17 protein-coding genes and 1 riboswitch are annotated in these 16,965 nt (G+C 74.8%); of the genes, 6 read left to right on the forward strand and 11 right to left on the reverse strand.

The genetic code is table 11. The annotated features are described in order from the left end of the window. Window positions 1-201 precede the first annotated feature (201 nt). From ACNJ93_RS16825 to ACNJ93_RS16865, 9 genes are all read right to left on the reverse strand, one after another. Window positions 202-672: an iron chaperone gene (locus ACNJ93_RS16825; RefSeq protein WP_418958216.1), complete on the reverse strand. Its 471-nt coding sequence runs from the start codon at window positions 670-672 to the stop codon at window positions 202-204. Next, window positions 669-938 (reverse strand): hypothetical protein, encoded by a 270-nt coding sequence (locus ACNJ93_RS16830; RefSeq protein ID WP_418958217.1) that lies wholly within the window; start codon window positions 936-938, stop codon window positions 669-671. The genes ACNJ93_RS16825 and ACNJ93_RS16830 overlap by 4 nt, the downstream gene beginning before the upstream one ends. A gap of 3 nt (window positions 939-941) precedes the next feature. Next, entirely contained in the window at window positions 942-1,352 is a 411-nt protein-coding gene (locus ACNJ93_RS16835; protein WP_418958218.1) for a VOC family protein, read from the reverse strand. A gap of 111 nt (window positions 1,353-1,463) precedes the next feature. After that, window positions 1,464-2,024, reverse strand: a complete 561-nt coding sequence (locus tag ACNJ93_RS16840) for a DUF4262 domain-containing protein (protein WP_418958219.1) — start codon at window positions 2,022-2,024, stop codon at window positions 1,464-1,466. Then, complete coding sequence (locus tag ACNJ93_RS16845) at window positions 2,021-2,842, reverse strand: alpha/beta fold hydrolase (protein ID WP_418958220.1); 822 nt, start codon at window positions 2,840-2,842, stop codon at window positions 2,021-2,023. Before ACNJ93_RS16845 ends, ACNJ93_RS16840 begins: the two co-directional genes overlap by 4 nt. 72 nt (window positions 2,843-2,914) lie before the next feature. Next, window positions 2,915-2,989, reverse strand: a complete 75-nt coding sequence (locus ACNJ93_RS16850) for a 50S ribosomal protein bL37 (protein WP_099048249.1) — start codon at window positions 2,987-2,989, stop codon at window positions 2,915-2,917. Between the two features lie 116 nt (window positions 2,990-3,105). Beyond that, window positions 3,106-3,468 (reverse strand): GntR family transcriptional regulator, encoded by a 363-nt coding sequence (locus ACNJ93_RS16855; protein ID WP_418958221.1) that lies wholly within the window; start codon window positions 3,466-3,468, stop codon window positions 3,106-3,108. A 2-nt stretch (window positions 3,469-3,470) separates the two neighbouring features. After that, complete coding sequence (locus tag ACNJ93_RS16860) at window positions 3,471-4,430, reverse strand: DUF1648 domain-containing protein (RefSeq protein ID WP_418958222.1); 960 nt, start codon at window positions 4,428-4,430, stop codon at window positions 3,471-3,473. A 138-nt stretch (window positions 4,431-4,568) separates the two neighbouring features. Beyond that, window positions 4,569-5,015: a MarR family winged helix-turn-helix transcriptional regulator gene (locus tag ACNJ93_RS16865; RefSeq protein ID WP_418958223.1), complete on the reverse strand. Its 447-nt coding sequence runs from the start codon at window positions 5,013-5,015 to the stop codon at window positions 4,569-4,571. Between the two features lie 100 nt (window positions 5,016-5,115). Between ACNJ93_RS16865 and ACNJ93_RS16870 the strand changes: the two genes are divergently transcribed. Further along, window positions 5,116-5,463 (forward strand): DoxX family protein, encoded by a 348-nt coding sequence (locus ACNJ93_RS16870; RefSeq protein WP_418958224.1) that lies wholly within the window; start codon window positions 5,116-5,118, stop codon window positions 5,461-5,463. A 106-nt stretch (window positions 5,464-5,569) separates the two neighbouring features. Beyond that, entirely contained in the window at window positions 5,570-7,159 is a 1,590-nt protein-coding gene (gene abc-f / locus ACNJ93_RS16875) for a ribosomal protection-like ABC-F family protein (protein ID WP_418958225.1), read from the forward strand. On the opposite strand, the gene cobN is transcribed toward abc-f, so the two are convergent. Then, window positions 7,156-10,761 (reverse strand): cobaltochelatase subunit CobN, encoded by a 3,606-nt coding sequence (gene cobN, locus ACNJ93_RS16880; RefSeq protein WP_418958226.1) that lies wholly within the window; start codon window positions 10,759-10,761, stop codon window positions 7,156-7,158. The genes abc-f and cobN overlap by 4 nt on opposite strands. A 37-nt stretch (window positions 10,762-10,798) precedes the next feature. Next, window positions 10,799-10,937: riboswitch (cobalamin riboswitch) on the reverse strand. A gap of 75 nt (window positions 10,938-11,012) precedes the next feature. Here cobN and ACNJ93_RS16885 point away from each other — a divergent pair. From ACNJ93_RS16885 to ACNJ93_RS16900, 4 genes are all read left to right on the forward strand, one after another. Continuing rightward, window positions 11,013-12,254 carry a cobalamin biosynthesis protein CobG gene (locus ACNJ93_RS16885; protein ID WP_418961435.1) on the forward strand — a complete coding sequence of 414 codons (1,242 nt, stop codon included), beginning with the start codon at window positions 11,013-11,015 and terminating at the stop codon, window positions 12,252-12,254. Then, the gene (locus ACNJ93_RS16890; RefSeq protein WP_418958227.1) at window positions 12,251-12,904 is read left to right on the forward strand and encodes a precorrin-8X methylmutase; all 654 of its coding nucleotides are present in this window, start codon (window positions 12,251-12,253) and stop codon (window positions 12,902-12,904) included. Before ACNJ93_RS16885 ends, ACNJ93_RS16890 begins: the two co-directional genes overlap by 4 nt. Beyond that, entirely contained in the window at window positions 12,901-14,400 is a 1,500-nt protein-coding gene (locus tag ACNJ93_RS16895; RefSeq protein WP_418958228.1) for a precorrin-2 C(20)-methyltransferase, read from the forward strand. Before ACNJ93_RS16890 ends, ACNJ93_RS16895 begins: the two co-directional genes overlap by 4 nt. 251 nt (window positions 14,401-14,651) lie before the next feature. Further along, a complete protein-coding gene (locus tag ACNJ93_RS16900; protein ID WP_418958229.1) occupies window positions 14,652-15,839 on the forward strand; it encodes a S8 family peptidase in 1,188 nt (395 codons plus the stop codon). 89 nt (window positions 15,840-15,928) lie between these two features. Here the strand turns inward: ACNJ93_RS16900 and ACNJ93_RS16905 are convergent, their stop codons facing one another. Then, the gene (locus ACNJ93_RS16905; protein WP_418958230.1) at window positions 15,929-16,819 is read right to left on the reverse strand and encodes a Yip1 family protein; all 891 of its coding nucleotides are present in this window, start codon (window positions 16,817-16,819) and stop codon (window positions 15,929-15,931) included. Between the last annotated feature and the right edge of the window lie 146 nt (window positions 16,820-16,965).

The raw sequence follows: 16,965 nt of genomic DNA on the forward strand, positions 1-16,965 counted from the left end.
GCCCCGTCCGCCGGCGGCGTGACCGGTCCTAGGGGGTGTCCGGAAAGTCCCGCCTGGCTCGCGGCGTCCGGCACGCGTCCTCGCGGCGTTGTCGTCGGTCGCCATGGCACGCCATGGCTCCCTCCTCCGCCTTGCGATGACACGCACCGGACGCCGCGAGCCCTGCCCTTCGGGCAGACGACGCTACTTTCCGGACACCCCCTAGCCCGCCGCCCTCTTCACCAGGGTGCTGATCAGGGCCTCGTCCTCCGTGGTCAGGGTCGTGAGGGCGAAGGCGGTCGGCCACATCGTGCCCTCGTCGAGCCGGGCGGCGTCGTTGAAGCCGAGGGTGGCGTAGCGGGCCTTGAACTTGTCGGCGCTCTGGAAGAAGACGACGACCTTGCCGTCCCTGGCGTAGGCCGGCATTCCGTACCAGAGCTTCGGCGTCAGCTGCGGGGCCGCCTCCCGGACGAGCGCGTGGACGCGCTCCGCCAGGACGCGGTCCGCCTCCGGCATCTCGGCGATCTTCGCGAGGACCTCGGGCTCCGGGTCGGCCTTGGCGCGCGCGCCGCGACGGGCCGGGGCCTTCAGCTCCTTGGCCCGCTCCTTCATCGCCGCCCGCTCCTCCTCCGTGAAGCCGTCGTAGGACTTCCCGTCGGTGGTGCCGCTCTTGCCGCGGTTCGTGGTCGTCATCGGACTCTCCTGTCGTGGTTCGGTCGCGGCGCCCGCGCGCGCTCCGCGCGCCGCGCCGTCACGTACGCGTAGGGCGACAGCCCGTACGCCTCGCGGAACGAGCTGCTCAGCGGCCTCGGCGCCATGCCCGCGGCCCGGGCCAGGGCCTCGACGTCCAGCGGGCGGGCGTACTCGCGGTCGATCCGGTCGCGGACGCGGCGCAGCCGCGCGTACTCCGCGAGGCGCCGCGCCTCGGTGCGGGCCCTGGCCCAGCCGGGTCGGCACATGCGTCAGCGGACTTCCTGGATGCGGACGAGGTTGCCGGCCGGGTCGCGGAACGCGCAGTCGCGGACGCCGTACGGCTGCTCGGTGGGCTCCTGGACGACCTCGGCGTCACGGGCCTGGACCTTGTCGAAGACGCCGTCGAGGTCCGGCGTGGCCAGCAGGATCCAGCCGTACGTGCCCTTGGCCATCATCTCGGTGATGGTGCGGCGCTCGGCCTCGGTGATGCCGGGGTCGGCGGCTGGCGGGGCCAGCAGGATCGACGTACCGGGCTGGCCGGCCGGGCCCACGGTGATCCAGCGCATCTTGCCCTGGCCGACGTCGCTGCGGACCTCGAAGCCGAGGACGTCGCGGTAGAAGGCGACGGAGGCGTCCGGGTCCTCGTGCGGGAGGACCGTGGTGTGAATCGTGATGTCCATGCAGCTCACGTTAGTTCTGACGGACCGTCTTCGCTTCTCCGATCCTGACCGGTCGAAGTCGCCCGGCGGAACGGGGAGTTCCCGCCGCCGGTCCGCCGTCCGTCCCGCCCGCTACGGCGTGACCTGCGCCCACGGGCCACGGGACTCCTCCTTCGGCAGCCACAGCAGGGGCTGCAGCGTCCGGCACTGCTCGTCCGCGTCGTCGTCCCAGGGGAAGCGGCCGGCCCGGTCGGGCCAGAAGAGCTGGGCGATCGGCAGCGGCGGGGTCTGGTAGAAGTCGATGCCCGCGCCGAAGAAGGCGTGGTACCAGCTCGGATGCACCGGGTGGACGACGACCTCGTAGCCGTTCAGGACGTCGTCGCGGCGCTCGCCGAGGGCGAGGGGCGCGCCGTCGCGGACCGCCGCTCCCGCCGCGTTCACGACGCGCATCGCGGTCTCCTGGGGCAGTCCGAAGACGCTGATCTCGGGGCTGCGCAGGCTGTGCCAGAGGCCGATGGAGTACCCCCAGTCGCCGGGGGCGTCGTCGCCGAAGACACCCATGACGTGCCAGCCGAAGTCCGTCACGCTCCGCATGACGCGGCGGTCGCGCTCCTCGTGGACCGGTCCACCCCACTCCGTGGGGGCGCAGAGCAGGCAGAAGCAGGGGAGGGCGGCGGGCGTGTCGTCGTTCACCGGGGGAGCGTAACGGCCGTGGCGAAGGCGGTCACGTCGCGGAGTACGCGGTCGGGGGCCTCCCAGTACGCGACGTGGCCGACGCCCTCGTACACCGTCAGGCGGGAGTCGGGGACGGTGTCGAGGATCGTCTGCTGGTCCGTGCGGGGCAGCAGGGGGTCCCGGTCGCCCCAGACGACCAGCGTCGGGACGAGGATGCCGGTCAGCGTCGCCCTCAGGTCGGTCTCCAGGAGGCCGCGCAGGGCCGCGCGCCAGACACGGGCCGGGGCCTTGAGGTTCTCGTCGATCACGGTCTCCAGGAAGCCGCGGCCCACCGGCGCCGCCGTCAGTCCCCGGGCGAAGTCCTCCGCGAACGCGCGGTCCACGGGGTCCTCCAGCGTGCGCACGGTCTCCCAGACCTCCCGCACGCCCGGCTTGTCCGCGAGCACCGCCGGGGTGCCGAGCAGGACCAGCCCCGCCACCCGGTCCGGGCGCCGGCCGGCCGTGATCCGCGCCTGCACCCCGCCGCTCGACCCGCCCACGAGGACCACCCGGTCCAGGCCGAGGGCGTCGAGGAAGGCGACGAGGTCGTCGGCGAAGTCCTCGGGGAGGTACCCGTCCGGCGGTTTGTCCGCGTCGCCGTGGCCGCGCTGCGTGGGGGCGTAGGCGTGCAGGGCGGACGGCATGCGGCGCAGCATCGGCTCGAACGTCCACCAGGAGTCCACGTAGCCGTGGACGAGGACGACCGGGATGCCGTCGGGGCCGCCGGCCTCCGCGTACGGGAGGGTGGGGCGGCCGTCGCCCAGGCGGGCGCTGTGCACGGCTATGGCGGCGGCCATCGCGGACCCTCCTCACCGGCAGCGGCCGGCCCCGGGCCGGGGGCCCGGGGCGTCTGGTGCCGTCAGGCGTCGTCAGGCGTTGGGACGCTTGCCGTGGTTCGCCTTCTTGCCCTTGCGCGCGCGTCGCTTGTTGCCTCGCTTGGACATGGGGTTTGTCTCCCTTTGTCGTACATGTACGGGCTCGGCCAGTCTAAGAGCGCACCCTGCGCCCGGCGACTCGACCACCGCACCCGTGCGAGTGCCGCCCGGCGGGCCGATCGCGCCTACGGCGCCGTGAGCTCCGTCCGCACGAGGGTCAGCAGCTCGTCCTCCGAGACGCCCAACTCCCGTGCCTCGGCGACGACTTCCCTTACCCGGTCCACCAGGCGGGCCCGGGCGGGAGCGGTGACGCCGGGGACGATGACGGCGCCGCGGCCACGGCGGAGCTCGATGAGGCCCTCCTCGCGCAGCCGCTGGTAGCCGCGCAGGACGGTGTGCACGTTGACGCCGAGGGAGTCGGCCAACTGGCGGGCCGCCGGCAGGCGTTCGCCGGGTTCGGCGGCGCCGTCGGCGAGCGCGGCCCGTACACAGGCGGCGATCTGGTCGCCCAGCGGGACGGCGGAGGCGGGATCCACCCGGAACAGCACGGTCAGTCCCCTTCCCGGCGCGCGACCAGCGTGTTGAGCAGGGCCGCCGCGGTCCGCGCGTCGGCGACGGTGACCGCGAACTCCCGGCCGTCGGACCGCCGTACGACCAGGGCCTCGCCGGAGCGGAGGACCAGGCCGGTGCGGTGGGCGCGGACCCGGTAGCCCCAGCCCCCGAAGTCTGTCACGGCCCGCACCTCGCACACGCTCGCGCTCTCGATCTCGTCCAGCGGCACCCGGATCCGGGGCCGGCCGGCCGGTGCCGGCGCCACGGTCAGCCCGCGCCGGTCGGCGGTGACCCGCACCCGCGCGAGCGCGAGCCCCGGCACGCCGACCGCGAGCAGGGCGAGCGCCACCGGCCACGGCGCGAGGACCAGCGCGACCAGGCCGCCGAGCAGCAGGCCCGCGCCGAGCGCGGTCAGCACTCCGGAGCCGGTGTCCCGGGACCAGCCGGCCACCTCGCCCGGCCCCAGCGGCAGCCGCTCGTACGGCTCCCCGCCCGCCGCCGCCGGCCGCTCCTCCTCGGGTACGAGACGGCTCGCCGCCCATCCGGCGAGCGCCGCGAGCCCCGCGACGGCGGCCGCCACGGCGAGGTGGCTCGGCGGCGCGGCGACGGTCCGCGGATCGGCGGCGTCCAGGTTGCCGTGCAGCATCAGCACCAGCAGGCCACCGAGGAACCCGGCGGTCGCCCACGCACCGGCCGGCGACCGCCGTTCGGCCAGAGCGGTCCAGGCGGCGCCGGCCGCGCCCAGCAGGACCGCGCCGGTCACGGCCGCTCCGGTGCGGGACGTCCAGCCGTCCGCGCGGCCGCCCGCTGCCGAGAAGTGTGTGGCCAGCGGGTCCGGCAGCCGCCCCCACCAGAGGACGAGCACCGTCGCGTACGCCGCGAGGGCGAGCAGGAACGGCAGTGCGGCCAGCGGCCGGACGCGGCCGCGGCGGCTCGTGTGCCTCGGGTCGGACGTCATGGTCGGCCCCCCATTCATGGTTCATAGTTCGAGTTGTTCGCACTCTACTAGAACAATGGCCTGACAGGGAGGCCACGGACGTCACTTCTTCCTGATCCGGTCTTCCTGATCCGGGGTCCGTGATCCGGGGTCCGGGTTCTACTCCGCCCCGCACTCGTGGTCGCCGCGCTCCACGACCACGCGGTCCAGCAGGCGGCGCAGGACGTCCTGCTCCTCGGCCGTCAGATCGGCGAACAGCTCGCGCTCGGCCTCGCCGACCGCCGCGTCCACCTGGTCGAGCGCGGCCGAGCCCGCGTCCGTCAGCTCCACGATGTGCCGGCGCCGGTCCGCCGGGTCGCGCCGCCGCTCGCAGAGGCCGGCGCTCTCCAGGTCGTTGAGGATCGCGACCAGCTGGCTGGGGTCGACCTCCAGAGCGGCGGCCAGGTCCCGCTGGCTCATGGCCCCGGGCGCGAGCTGCATCAGCGTCATGGCGTTCCTGGGGTGCAGCCCCGCGACGGCCAGCGCCGCGCGGATGCGGGCGCCGGTGAGCTCCCCCCGGTACGAGAGGAGGAAGCCGAGGCGGTCGGTCGAGTCAGCTGCTGCCATGGCCCCATCGTAGCGGCGGGCCCATTGTGGAGCCGAGGAAATCATTTATAGTCGTCAATGGTTTTCGTCCCCAGACCATTGAGACAGTTGGAGTATCCCCATGTTCATCGGCTACGCGGCCGTCGCCGCCCTGCTGGCCTTCGCCCTGTCCGCCTCCGCCTTCCTGACCTTCACCAGGAACCCGCAGATCGTGGGCAGCATGACCAAGCTCGACGTGCCCGAGACCTGGCTGCCGTGGCTGGCCACCGCCAAGCTCGCCGGCGCCCTCGGCCTGCTCGCCGGACTCGCGGTCCCGCTGCTCGGCGGCGCGGCGGCGGTGGGCGTCGTCCTGTACTTCGTCGGCGCTCTGATCACCCACCTGCGCAAGAAGGACTACGCGGTCGCGCCGGTCGTCGTGCTCACCCTTCTCGCGGTGGCGGCGCTCGCCCTGCGGCTGCTCTCCGCCTGATCTTCGAACTCGCGAGACGGAACGTCTTGCGAACGCGCCGCGACTGCCGTACGGTCGTCGATACGAGACGTCCCGTCTCGTTGATCGACGGCCAACGGAGGCGCCCTTGTTCCGCGTTCATCTCACCGACGTCACCAAGCGCTACGACACCCGGCCCGTGCTCGACCGGGTCACCGTCTCCGTCCGCTCCGGCGAGCGCGTCGGCGTCGTCGGCGACAACGGCTCCGGCAAGTCCACGCTGCTCCGGCTGCTCGCCGGCCTGGAGCGGCCGGACGACGGAGCCGTGGCCGTCGTCTCCCCCGGGGGCACGGGCCACCTGGCCCAGACCCTGGACCTGCCCGGCACCGCGTCCGTCGGCGAGGCGATCGACGTCGCCCTCGCCGACGTGCGCCGGCTGGAGCGGCGCATCCGGGAGGCCGAGGCGGCGCTGGACGCGACCGGGGACCTCGACGGATACGCCGCGCTGCTCGCCGCGTACGAGGCGCGCGGCGGCGCCGACGCCGACCGGCGGGTCGGAACGACCCTGCGGCGGCTCGGCGAGCGGACCGCGCTCGACCGGAACCGCCCGCTCGCCACGCTCTCCGGAGGGCAGCGCTCCCGGCTCGCGCTCGCGGCCGTCCTCGCCGCCGACCCCGAGCTGCTGCTGCTCGACGAGCCGACCAACGACCTCGACGACGAGGCCGTGGCCTGGCTGGAGGAACGGCTGCGCGCCCACCGGGGCACGGTCGTCGCCGTCAGCCACGACCGGACGTTCCTCGACCGGGTCACCACCGCCGTCCTGGAGGTGGACCACGAGCGGCGCACCGTCCGCCGGTACGGCAACGGATACGCCGGCTACCTCGCCGGCCGCGCCGCGGCCCGGGCCCGCTGGGAGCGGGAGTACGAGGAGTGGAAGGCGCGCCACGCCCGGTACTCCGCGCTCGCCGACACGAACATCGACCGCTTCACCGCCATCCCCCGCAAGGCCCCGGCGTCCTTCAGCGGCGCGGGCGCCTTCCGGGCCCGGTCACGGGCGCACGGTGCGATGAGCCGCATCCGCGCGGCCCGGGAGCGGCAGCGCCGGCTCGCCGGGCACCCGGTCCCGGCGCCGCCCGAGCCGCTGCGGTTCACGGCCCGCGTCGCCGGCACGGGCGCGGCCGTCGCCGCGACCGGCCTGCGGGTCGGGGGCCGGCTCGCGCTGGACGAGTTGCGGCTGGAGCCGGGGGAGCGGCTGCTCGTCACCGGGGCGAACGGCGCCGGCAAGAGCACCCTGCTCAAGGTCCTCGCCGGCGAACTCGCCCCGGACGACGGCACGGTGACCGCGCCGCCCCCCGAACGCGTCGGCCTGCTCCGGCAGGACACCGCCCCGCCGGACGACCCGCGCCCGCTCGCCGTCGCGTACGGCGCGGAGCGGGCGGAGGAGCTGCTGCGGCTCGGGCTGTTCGCCGCCGCCGACCTGGCCACGCCGGTGCGGGAGCTGTCCACCGGGCAGCGCCGCAAGCTGGAGCTGGCCCGGCTGGTGACCCGCCCGCTCGACCTGCTGCTGCTCGACGAGCCGACCAACCACCTGGCGCCCGGCCTGGTGGAGGAACTGGAGGCGGCCGTCGCGCCCTACGCCGGCACGCTGGTGATCGTCACCCACGACCGGAGGATCCGCGCGGGCTTCCGGGGCCGCCGTCTGGAACTGACGGCCCCGGCGGGCGCGTACACCCGCTAGTCGTCGGAGTCCGCAGCCCCTTCGAGGTCGCCCTCCGTCTCCAGGAACACCTGGCGGAGGGCGGCCAGGGTCTCGGCGTCCGGCTTCTCCCACATGCCCCGGGACTCGGCCTCCAGGAGACGCTCGGCGATGCCGTGCAGCGCCCACGGGTTGGCCTCCTTCAGGAAGGCCTGGTTCTCCGGGTCGAGGACGTACTCCTGCGTGAGCTTGTCGTACATCCAGTCGGCGACCACCCCGGTCGTGGCGTCGTAGCCGAAGAGGTAGTCGACCGTCGCCGCCAGCTCGAACGCGCCCTTGTAGCCGTGCCGGCGCATCGCCTCGATCCAGCGCGGGTTGACGACGCGGGCGCGGAAGACCCGGCTGGTCTCCTCGACCAGCGTGCGGGTGCGCACGGTCTCCGGCCGGGTCGAGTCGCCGATGTACGCCTCCGGGGCGGTGCCCCGCAGCGCGCGCACGGTCGCCACCATGCCGCCGTGGTACTGGAAGTAGTCGTCGGAGTCGGCGATGTCGTGCTCGCGGGTGTCGGTGTTCTTCGCGGCCACCGCGATCCGCTTGTACGCGGTCTCCATCTCCTCGCGCGCCGGGCGGCCGTCGAGGCCGCGGCCGTACGCGTAGCCGCCCCACACCGTGTACACCTCGGCGAGGTCGGCGTCGGTGCGCCAGTCGCGGGAGTCGATCAGCTGGAGCAGGCCCGCGCCGTACGTGCCCGGCCGGGAGCCGAAGATGCGCGTGGTGGCGCGGCGTTCGTCGCCGTGCGCGGCCAGGTCGGCCTGGGCGTGCGCCCGGACGTGGTTCTGCTCGGCGGGCTCGTCGAGCCCGGCCACCAGCCGGACCGCGTCGTCGAGCAGCCCGATGACGTGCGGGAACGCGTCCCGGAAGAAGCCGGAGATGCGCAGGGTCACGTCGATCCGGGGCCGGCCCAGCTCGGCGAGCGGCACGGCCTCCAGGCCCTTCACCCGGCGCGACGCCTCGTCCCACACGGGGCGGACGCCGAGCAGCGCCAGGGCCTCGGCGACGTCGTCGCCGGCGGTGCGCATCGCGCTCGTGCCCCACAGCGACAGGCCCACCGAGGTCGGCCACTCGCCGTTGTCGGTGCGGTACCGCTCCAGGAGCGAGTCGGCCAGCGCCTGGCCGGTCTCCCAGGCGAGCCGCGAGGGCACGGCCTTGGGGTCGACGGAGTAGAAGTTCCGGCCCGTCGGCAGCACGTTGACCAGACCGCGCAGCGGCGAGCCGGAGGGGCCGGCCGGCACGAAGCCGCCGTTGAGGGCGTGCACGGCGTGGTCGAGCTCGTCCGTCGTCGCGGCCAGCCGCGGCACGACCTGCTCGCAGGCGAAGCGGAGGACCGCCGCGACCTCGGGGCCGTACGCGTCGGGGATGGCGTCCACGGACCAGTCGGCGTATTCCATGGCCTCGACCAGCTCGCGGGCCCGCGCCTCGGCCTCGTCGGCGGTGGTGCGGGTGGCGGCGGACTCGTCCAGGCCGAGGGCCTCGCGCAGTCCGGGCAGCGCCTGCGTGCCGCCCCAGATCTGACGGGCCCGCAGGATGGAGAGGACCAGGTTGACCCGGGCCTCGCCGGCCGGCGCGCCGCCGAGGACGTGCAGGCCGTCGCGGATCTGGGCGTCCTTGACCTCGCACAGCCAGCCGTCGACGTGCAGCAGGAAGTCGTCGAAGCCGTCGTCGTCGGGCCGCTCCTCCATGCCGAGGTCGTGGTCGAGCTTCGCGGCCTGGATCAGCGTCCAGATCTGCGCCCGGATCGCCGGCAGCTTCGCCGGGTCCATGCTGCTGATCTGCGCGTACTCGTCGAGCAGCTGCTCCAGGCGGGCGATGTCGCCGTAGCTGTCGGCGCGGGCCATCGGCGGCACGAGGTGGTCGACGAGCGTGGCGTGGACGCGCCGCTTGGCCTGGGTGCCCTCGCCCGGGTCGTTGACCAGGAACGGGTAGACGAGCGGGAGGTCGCCGAGCGCCGCGTCCGGGCCGCAGGCCGCGGACAGGCCGGCGTTCTTTCCGGGCAGCCATTCGAGGTTGCCGTGCTTGCCGAGGTGCACCATCGCGTCGGCGCCGAAGCCGCCGTCCTCGGCGCGGGCGGCGATCCAGCGGTAGGCGGCCAGGTAGTGGTGCGAGGGCGGCAGATCGGGGTCGTGGTAGATCGCGATCGGGTTCTCGCCGAAGCCGCGCGGCGGCTGGATGAGGATCAGCAGGTTCCCGCGGCGCAGGGCGGCGAGGACGATGTCGCCCTCGGGGTTGCGCGAGCGGTCGAGGAACATCTCGCCGGGCGGCGGGCCCCAGTGCTCCTCGACCTCGGCGCGCAGCTCCTCGGGCAGCTGCGCGTACCAGCGCTTGTAGTCGGCGGCCGGGATGCGGACCGGGTTCCGCGCGAGCTGTTCCTCGGTGAGCCAGTCCTGGTCGTGGCCGCCGGCCTCGATCAGCGCGTAGATCAGCTCGTCGCCGTCGCCGGAGACCAGGCCGGGGATCTCGGCCCTGGGGCCGAAGTCGTAGCCCTCGGCGATCAGGCGGTCGAGCAGCGCCACCGCGGAGGCGGGGGTGTCCAGGCCGACCGCGTTGCCGATGCGGGAGTGCTTGGTCGGGTACGCGGACAGGACGAGCGCCAGCTTCTTCTCGGCGTTCGGGATGTGCCGCAGGCGGGCGTGGCGAACGGCGATGCCGGCGACGCGGGCGGCGCGCTCGGCGTCGGCGACGTACGCGGGCAGGCCGTCCTCGTCGATCTCCTTGAAGGAGAACGGGACGGTGATCAGGCGGCCGTCGAACTCGGGGACGGCGACCTGGCTGGCCGCGTCCAGCGGCGACAGGCCCTCGTCGTTCTCCTCCCAGGCGGCGCGCGAGCCGGTCAGGCACAGCGCCTGCAGCACGGGCACGTCGAGCGCGGCCAGCGCGCCCGCGTCCCAGGACTCCTCGTCGCCGCCGGCCTGCGCCTCGGCGGGCTTGGTGCCGCCGGCGGCGAGGACGGTGGTCACGATCGCGTCCGCGGTCCTCAGCCGGTCGAGCAGCTCCGGCTCGGGGGCGCGCAGGGACGCCACGTACAGCGGCAGGGCCTGCGCGCCGGCGTCCTCGATCGCCGCGCACAGGGCGTCGACGAAGGCGGTGTTCCCGCTCATGTGGTGGGCGCGGTAGTAGAGCACGGCGATGGTGGGGCCGGTCTCGTGGCGCGGGGTGCGCTCCAGCGGGCCCCAGGTGGGGGCGGCGGCCGGGGCCTCGAAGCCGTGGCCGGTGAGCAGCACGGTGTCGGACAGGAAGCGGGCCAGCTGCTCCAGGTTGGCCGGGCCGCCGTGCGCCAGGTAGGCGTGCGCCTCGGTGGCCACGCCGATCGGCACGGTGGAGGTGGCCATGAGCTGGGCGTCGGGGGCCTGTTCGCCGGTGAGCACGACGACCGGCTTCTGCGCGGCGAGGAGAACGTCGAGGCCCTCCTGCCAGGCGCGGATGCCGCCGAGGAGCCGGACGACGACCAGGTCGGCGCCGTCGAGCAGACCGGGCAGGTCGTCCAGGGGGAGCCGGGAGGGGTTGGCGTACCGGTACGCGACCGGACCGCCGGCCGCGCGGGCGCTGAGCAGGTCGGTGTCGGAGTGCGACAGCAACAGAATTCGCATGCGAGCGCAGGCCTTCCTCGGGGTTGTCCGCGCCCCGGGTGGTCGTGTGGACGGCAAGGAGTTCCTGACTCACCGTCCCCGTCGCCGGGGCCGGCTCACAGTGGCGGGACCGCGCCGGAATCTCACCGGGCTTCCTCCCCGGGGTCCTTCGACCCCATGCCGTCTGCATAGTAGATCCTGGCCGCGCCGGGCCGGGCGGGGCCGGGGAGTCGACCGGATCACACCTCGTGGAAGGCCGGTTTCCCGTGGGTATGCTCGCCGCCATGCCGCCCACCCCACCCACCTCGCCCGAGCCGGGCGAACCGCTCGTACGGGACCGAGGCGACGCCTGCCCGGGGGCGCTGCGCCTGCACCCCGCCGACGACGGGCGTCTCGCCCGACTGCGCCTGCCCGCAGGTGTGTTGACGGAGCGTCAGGCGGAGGTCCTGGCCGACGCGGCGCTCCGGCTCGGCGACGGGCAGGTGTCCGTCACCTCGCGCGGCAACGCGGAGCTGCGGGGCCTCGGCGAGGGCTGCGGGGCGGAGCTGGCGGAGCTGCTGGCGGGGGCCGGCCTGCTGCCGTCGGCGGCGCACGAACGGATCCGCAACATCGTCGCCTCCCCGGCCGCCGGCCTGGACGGACTCGGCCACGCCGACGTGCAGTTGTGGGCGCGGGAGCTGGACGCGCTGCTGTGCGCACAGGAGTGGACGACGTCCCTTTCGGGCCGTTTCCTGTTCGTCCTGGACGACGGCCGCGGCGACGTGGCGGGCCTCGGCGGCGATGTGACCTTGATCGCAGAGCCCGGGGGCGGCGCCCTGCTGTACGTCGGCGGTGCGGCGTACCGCGTCGCCGCCGCCGACGCGCCGCGCGCGGCCCTCGCCGCCGCGGACGCGTTCCTGCGCGCGGCGCGCGACAGCGGCGCCTGGCGCGTCCGTGAGCTGCCCGACGGCGGGGCGCCCGACCTCGCCGCCGCGCTCGCCCGCGCGGACGTGGCCGCCGAGCCCGTCCCCGTCCCGCCGCCGCTGCCGCAGGGCGCGCCGCCCGCGCTCGGGGAGCTCGGCGAGCGCGGGCTGTACGTGCTCGCGCCGCTCGGGCGGCTCACCTCCGCGCAGCTGCGGGCGCTCGCGGCCACCGGTCCCGTGCGGTTCACGCCCTGGCGCGGGGTGGTCGTGACCGGCGCGGGCGCCGAGCGGCTGCCCACGCTGGCCGCGTACGGCCTGATCACGAGCCCCGACTCGCCCTGGGTGGGGGTCGGCGCGTGCACCGGCCGCCCGGGCTGCGCCAAGTCGCTGGCGGACGTCCGGGCCGACGCGCTGCGCACCGCCCGCGCGAGCGCCGGCACGGCCGGGCTGCTCCCCGTGTACTTCTCCGGCTGCGAGCGCCGCTGCGGGCACCCCCAGGGCACCTGGGCCGACGTCGTCGCCACCGGCGAGGACGACTACCTGGTGAACGGCGTTCCCGTCCCCCGTACCTCCCTGCCCGAAGCCGTCGCCACGGCCCGTACGACGAGATGAGCGAGAGCAACAGGATGTTCGACTACGAGAAGGACGGGGCGGAGATCTACCGCCAGTCCTTTGCCACGATCCGCGCCGAGGCGGATCTCGCGGGTCTGCCCGCCGACGTGAGCCAGGTCGCGGTACGGATGATCCACGCCTGCGGCATGACGGACCTCGTCCGCGATCTCGCGTACTCGCCCGGCGTCGTCACCGCCGCCCGGACGGCGCTGCAGGCCGGCGCGCCGATCCTGTGCGACGCGCAGATGGTCGCCAGCGGCGTCACCCGCAGGCGGCTGCCCGCCGACAACGAGGTGCTCTGCGCCCTGTCGGACCCGTCGGTGCCGGAGCTGGCCGCGCAGCTGGGGACCACCCGCAGCGCCGCCGCGTTCGAGGTGCTCCGCGACCGGCTCGAAGGCTCGGTCGTCGCCATAGGCAACGCGCCCACCGCGCTGTTCCACCTCCTGGAGATGATCGCGAAGGGCGCCGGCCGGCCCGCCGCCGTGCTCGGCATCCCGGTCGGCTTCATCGGCGCCGCCGAGTCGAAGGACGCCCTCGCGGCGAACGGACTCGGGCTGGAGTACCTGGTCGTACGGGGCCGGCGTGGCGGCAGCGCCATGACGGCGGCGGCGCTCAACGCCCTCGCGCACGAAGCGGAGATCCAGGCATGAGCGAGCAGCGCGGCAAGCTGTACGGCGTCGGCCTCGGCCCCGGCGACCCGAACCTGATGACCGTGGCCGCGGTGAAGGCCATCGCGGCCGCCGACGTGATCGCGTACCACTCCGCCCGGCACGGCCGGTCCATCGCCCGGTCGATCGCGGCCGAGCACATCCGCGAGGACCACGTCGAGGAGCGGCTGATGTACCCGCTCACCGTGGAGACCACCGACCATCCCGGCGGCTACCGGGGGGCGTTGAACGACTTCTACGAGGAGGCGTCGGCGCGGCTCGCCGCCCACCTCGACGCGGGCCGCACGGTCGCCGTGCTCGCCGAGGGCGACCCGCTGTTCTACGGCTCGTACCAGCACATGCACAAGCGGCTCGCGCACCGCTACGACACCGAGGTCATCCCCGGCGTCACCTCCGTCAGCGCGGCGGCCGCCCGGCTCGGCGAGCCGCTGTGCGAGGCCGAGGAGGTGCTGACGATCGTCCCCGGCACGCTGCCGGAGGAGGAGCTGACGGCCCGTCTGGCGGGTACGGACTCCGCGGTCGTGATGAAGCTCGGCCGGACCTTCCCCGCCGTGAAGCGGGCCCTGGAGCGGGCGGGCCGGCTGGAGGACGCGCGGTACGTGGAGCGCGCCACGATGGCGGGCGAGCGGACCGGGCGGCTCGCGGACGTGGACCCGGAGTCGGTGCCGTACTTCTCGGTGGCCGTGCTGCCGTCCCGGATCGACGCGGAGGTCCCGGAGTCCCGGGAGACGCCCGGCGAGGTCGTGGTCGTCGGCACCGGCCCGGCCGGGGCGCGCTGGCTGACCCCGGAGTCCCGGGGCGTGCTGCAGAACGCGGACGACCTGGTCGGCTACACCACCTACCTGGACCGGGTGCCGGTGCTGCGGCCCGGTCAGCGGCGGCACGGCTCGGACAACAAGGTCGAGTCGGAGCGCGCCGAGTTCGCGCTCGACCTGGCCCGGCGGGGCCGCCGCGTCGCGGTGGTCTCCGGCGGCGACCCGGGCGTGTTCGCCATGGCCACGGCGGTCCTGGAGGTCGCCGCGGAGCCCGCGTACGCGGACGTGCCGGTGCGCGTGGTGCCGGGCGTGACGGCCGCGAACGCGGCGGCCGCGGCGGCGGGCGCGCCGCTCGGCCACGACTACGCGACGATCTCCCTCTCCGACCGGCTCAAGCCGTGGGACGTCATCGCCGCGCGCCTGCGCGCCGCCGCGCGCGCGGACCTCGTCCTCGCCCTGTACAACCCGGGCTCCAAGTCCCGCACCCACCAGGTCGCCGCGGCCCGCGACCTGCTCCTGGAACTGCGCTCCCCCGACACCCCGGTCGTCGTCGCCCGCGACGTCGGCGGCCCGGAGGAGTCGGTCCGCGTGGTCACCCTGAAGACCCTGGAACCCTCCGAGGTCGACATGCGCACCCTCCTCCTCATCGGCTCCTCCCAGACCCGAGCGGTGGAACGCCCCGACGGCCGCACCCTCACCTGGACGCCCCGCCGCTACGGCTGAGCGGAGCCCCGGCCGAGGCCGCCGCACCCACCCGGGAGCGGCGGCCTCGTCGTGTGCGGGGGGCGTCGGCCGGGTGGGGGAGTGGCTCACTCGGGCGGGCGCGGCATCCGGGTTCTCGTCCCGGGAGTCGTGATGTCGCGCCGCGAGTGAACGTTTTCGCGCGTCCGTGCCGTGCTTGCTTGGCAGCGCTGTGATACGCGCCCCGGAACCGGCCGGGGCGCGCGGTTCTCTCCCGAACGGAGCACTCCCCCATGCGCCTGCCTGCGCTGGCCACGTCCGCAGCCCTTCTGGTCGCCCTCCCGTTGCTCGCCGCCGCGCCGTCCTCGGCCGGCGAGAGCGGCGCCCCCAGCCCCGCCCCGCTGCGCACCTCGGCGAACGCGATCCCGGGGCAGTACATCGTCACCCTCGAGCGCGGCCAGGACGCGACCGCCTTCGCGGGCCGGCTGCCGGGCGTGAAGCCGCTGTACCAGTACGCCTCCGTGCTCAACGGCTTCGCCGCGAGGCTGACGCCCGCCCAGGTGGACGCCGTGCGCCGGACCCCGGGCGTCGCGGCCGTCGAGGAGGACGCGACGGTCTCGGTCGCGCCCGTGGCCCCGCGGACCAAGAAGGCCGACGCGGCGAGCTGGGGGCTCGACCGCATCGACCAGCCGTACCTGCCGCTCGACAACCGCTTCGACGCCGCATCGGACGGCCGCGGCGTCAGCGTCTTCGTCCTGGACACCGGCATCGACTACGACCACACGGAGTACGACGGCCGCACCTACTTCGGCTACGACGCGATCGGCGACGGCCGCGAGGGCGCCGACTGCAACGGGCACGGCACCCACGTGGCGGGCACCGTCGGAGGCGACACCTTCGGCGTGGCCCGCTCCGCCGACCTGGTCAGCGTCCGCGTGCTGAACTGCGAGGGCAGCGGCTCGTGGTCGGGCATCATCGCGGGCTTCGACTACGTCGGCCGGCAGGCCGACGAGGGCGTCGTCGGCGTCCTCAACGCCTCCCTCGGCGGCGGCCGCAGCCAGGCCGTCAACGACGCGGCCGACGCCGTGGCGGCCAAGGGCATCCTGCCCGTGATCGCCGCGGGCAACAGCTCCGTCGACGCCTGCGAGGTCTCGCCGGCGAGCGCCGAGCGCGTCCTGACCGTCGGGGCCACCGACCACCGTGACCTGGAGACGGACTTCTCCAACTTCGGCCCCTGCCTGGGCATCTACGCCCCCGGCGCGCAGATCGTCTCGGCCCGCCTCGGCGGCGGCAGCGAGGCGCTGAACGGCACCTCCATGGCGGCGCCGCACGTGGCGGGCGTCGCGGCCCTGTACAAGCAGGCCAACCCCTCGGCGAGCGCGGCCGAGGTCCAGGACTGGGTCGTCGGGCACGCGGTGCCGGACGTCCTGAGCGTCTCGAAGGGCTCCCCGAACCTGCTGCTGCAGACCTCGACCCTGTAACCGCGCGAGGCGCGTGGAGCGCCGCGTACGACGAAGGCCGCCGCAGGCTGTCGGGGACAGCCGGCGGCGGCCTCGTGCCACGCGTCTCTCTAGATCGTGCCGAGCTTGATCAGCGACAGCAGCGCGATCAGCTGGATCGCCGAGGCGCCCAGCGCCTTCGGCCACGGCAGGTCGTGGGACTTGCTCACCATCGAGGTGAACAGCGCGCCCGCCGCCAGCCATGTCACCCAGCCGAGCACCTGCACCAGGGGGTTCTCGCCGCCCAGGAACAGGGCGAAGACCAGCCGGGGCGCGTCCGTGATGGACATGATCAGCATGGACAGGCCGACGGTGGGCTGCCAGGCCCCGTCGCCGCCCAGCTGACGGGCCAGGGTGTGCGTCACCGCGCCGAGGATCAGACCGCCGACGACGAAGCCCGCGCCCGTCATCAGGGCGTACGGGATGGCCTTCGACAGCGTCGCGTTGATCGCCTCCTCGCGCGCCTGGTCGAAGCCGAAGATCGCCAGCAGGCCGTAGAGGAAGGTGACGACCAGCGCCGGGCCCCACACCGCGTAGTCCCGCATCTGCAGGAACGTCGGGCCGGGCCGCAGCACCATGCCGCTCAGCAGGGCCTTCCACGGCAGCCGGGGGCCGGCCGGGGCGACCGGGGCCGCCTGGTAGGCGGACCCGTCGTTGTACGGGTCGTCGTGGATGCTGAACGCGCGGGTGTGGCCCGGGTTGTTCGCCGCGTAACCCTGCTGGGGGTGGCCCGGCCGGCCGTGCCCCTGCTGGGGGTGACCCTGCTGCGGGTGGCCCTGCGGGGCCTGCTGCGGGTACGGGTCCCCGAAGTACTCCGGCTCCCCGTACGGCTGCGGGGGCTGCTGCCACTGCTGCTGCGGGTACGGCGGCGGGGCCGCCGGCCGCCCGTACTGCGGGGCCTGCTGCGGGTGTTGTTGCGGGGTGCGGTTGTCCCGGCCGCGTCCGATCCTGAATCCAGCCACGTCCTCGAACGTACCCGTTCCCGCTGTGCGCGGTGCACACGCGGGGGGATACGGGGGCCTTTGCGGCCGACCTGTGACATCCCCTAGGGGGCACGCGCCCGGGGCCCGGCCGGGTACGCGCCCGGGCCCCGGCCGGGTACGCGCCC

It is taken from the genome of Streptomyces tritici, from assembly GCF_048500665.1.
Taxonomy (GTDB): Bacteria; Actinomycetota; Actinomycetes; order Streptomycetales; family Streptomycetaceae; genus Streptomyces; species Streptomyces tritici.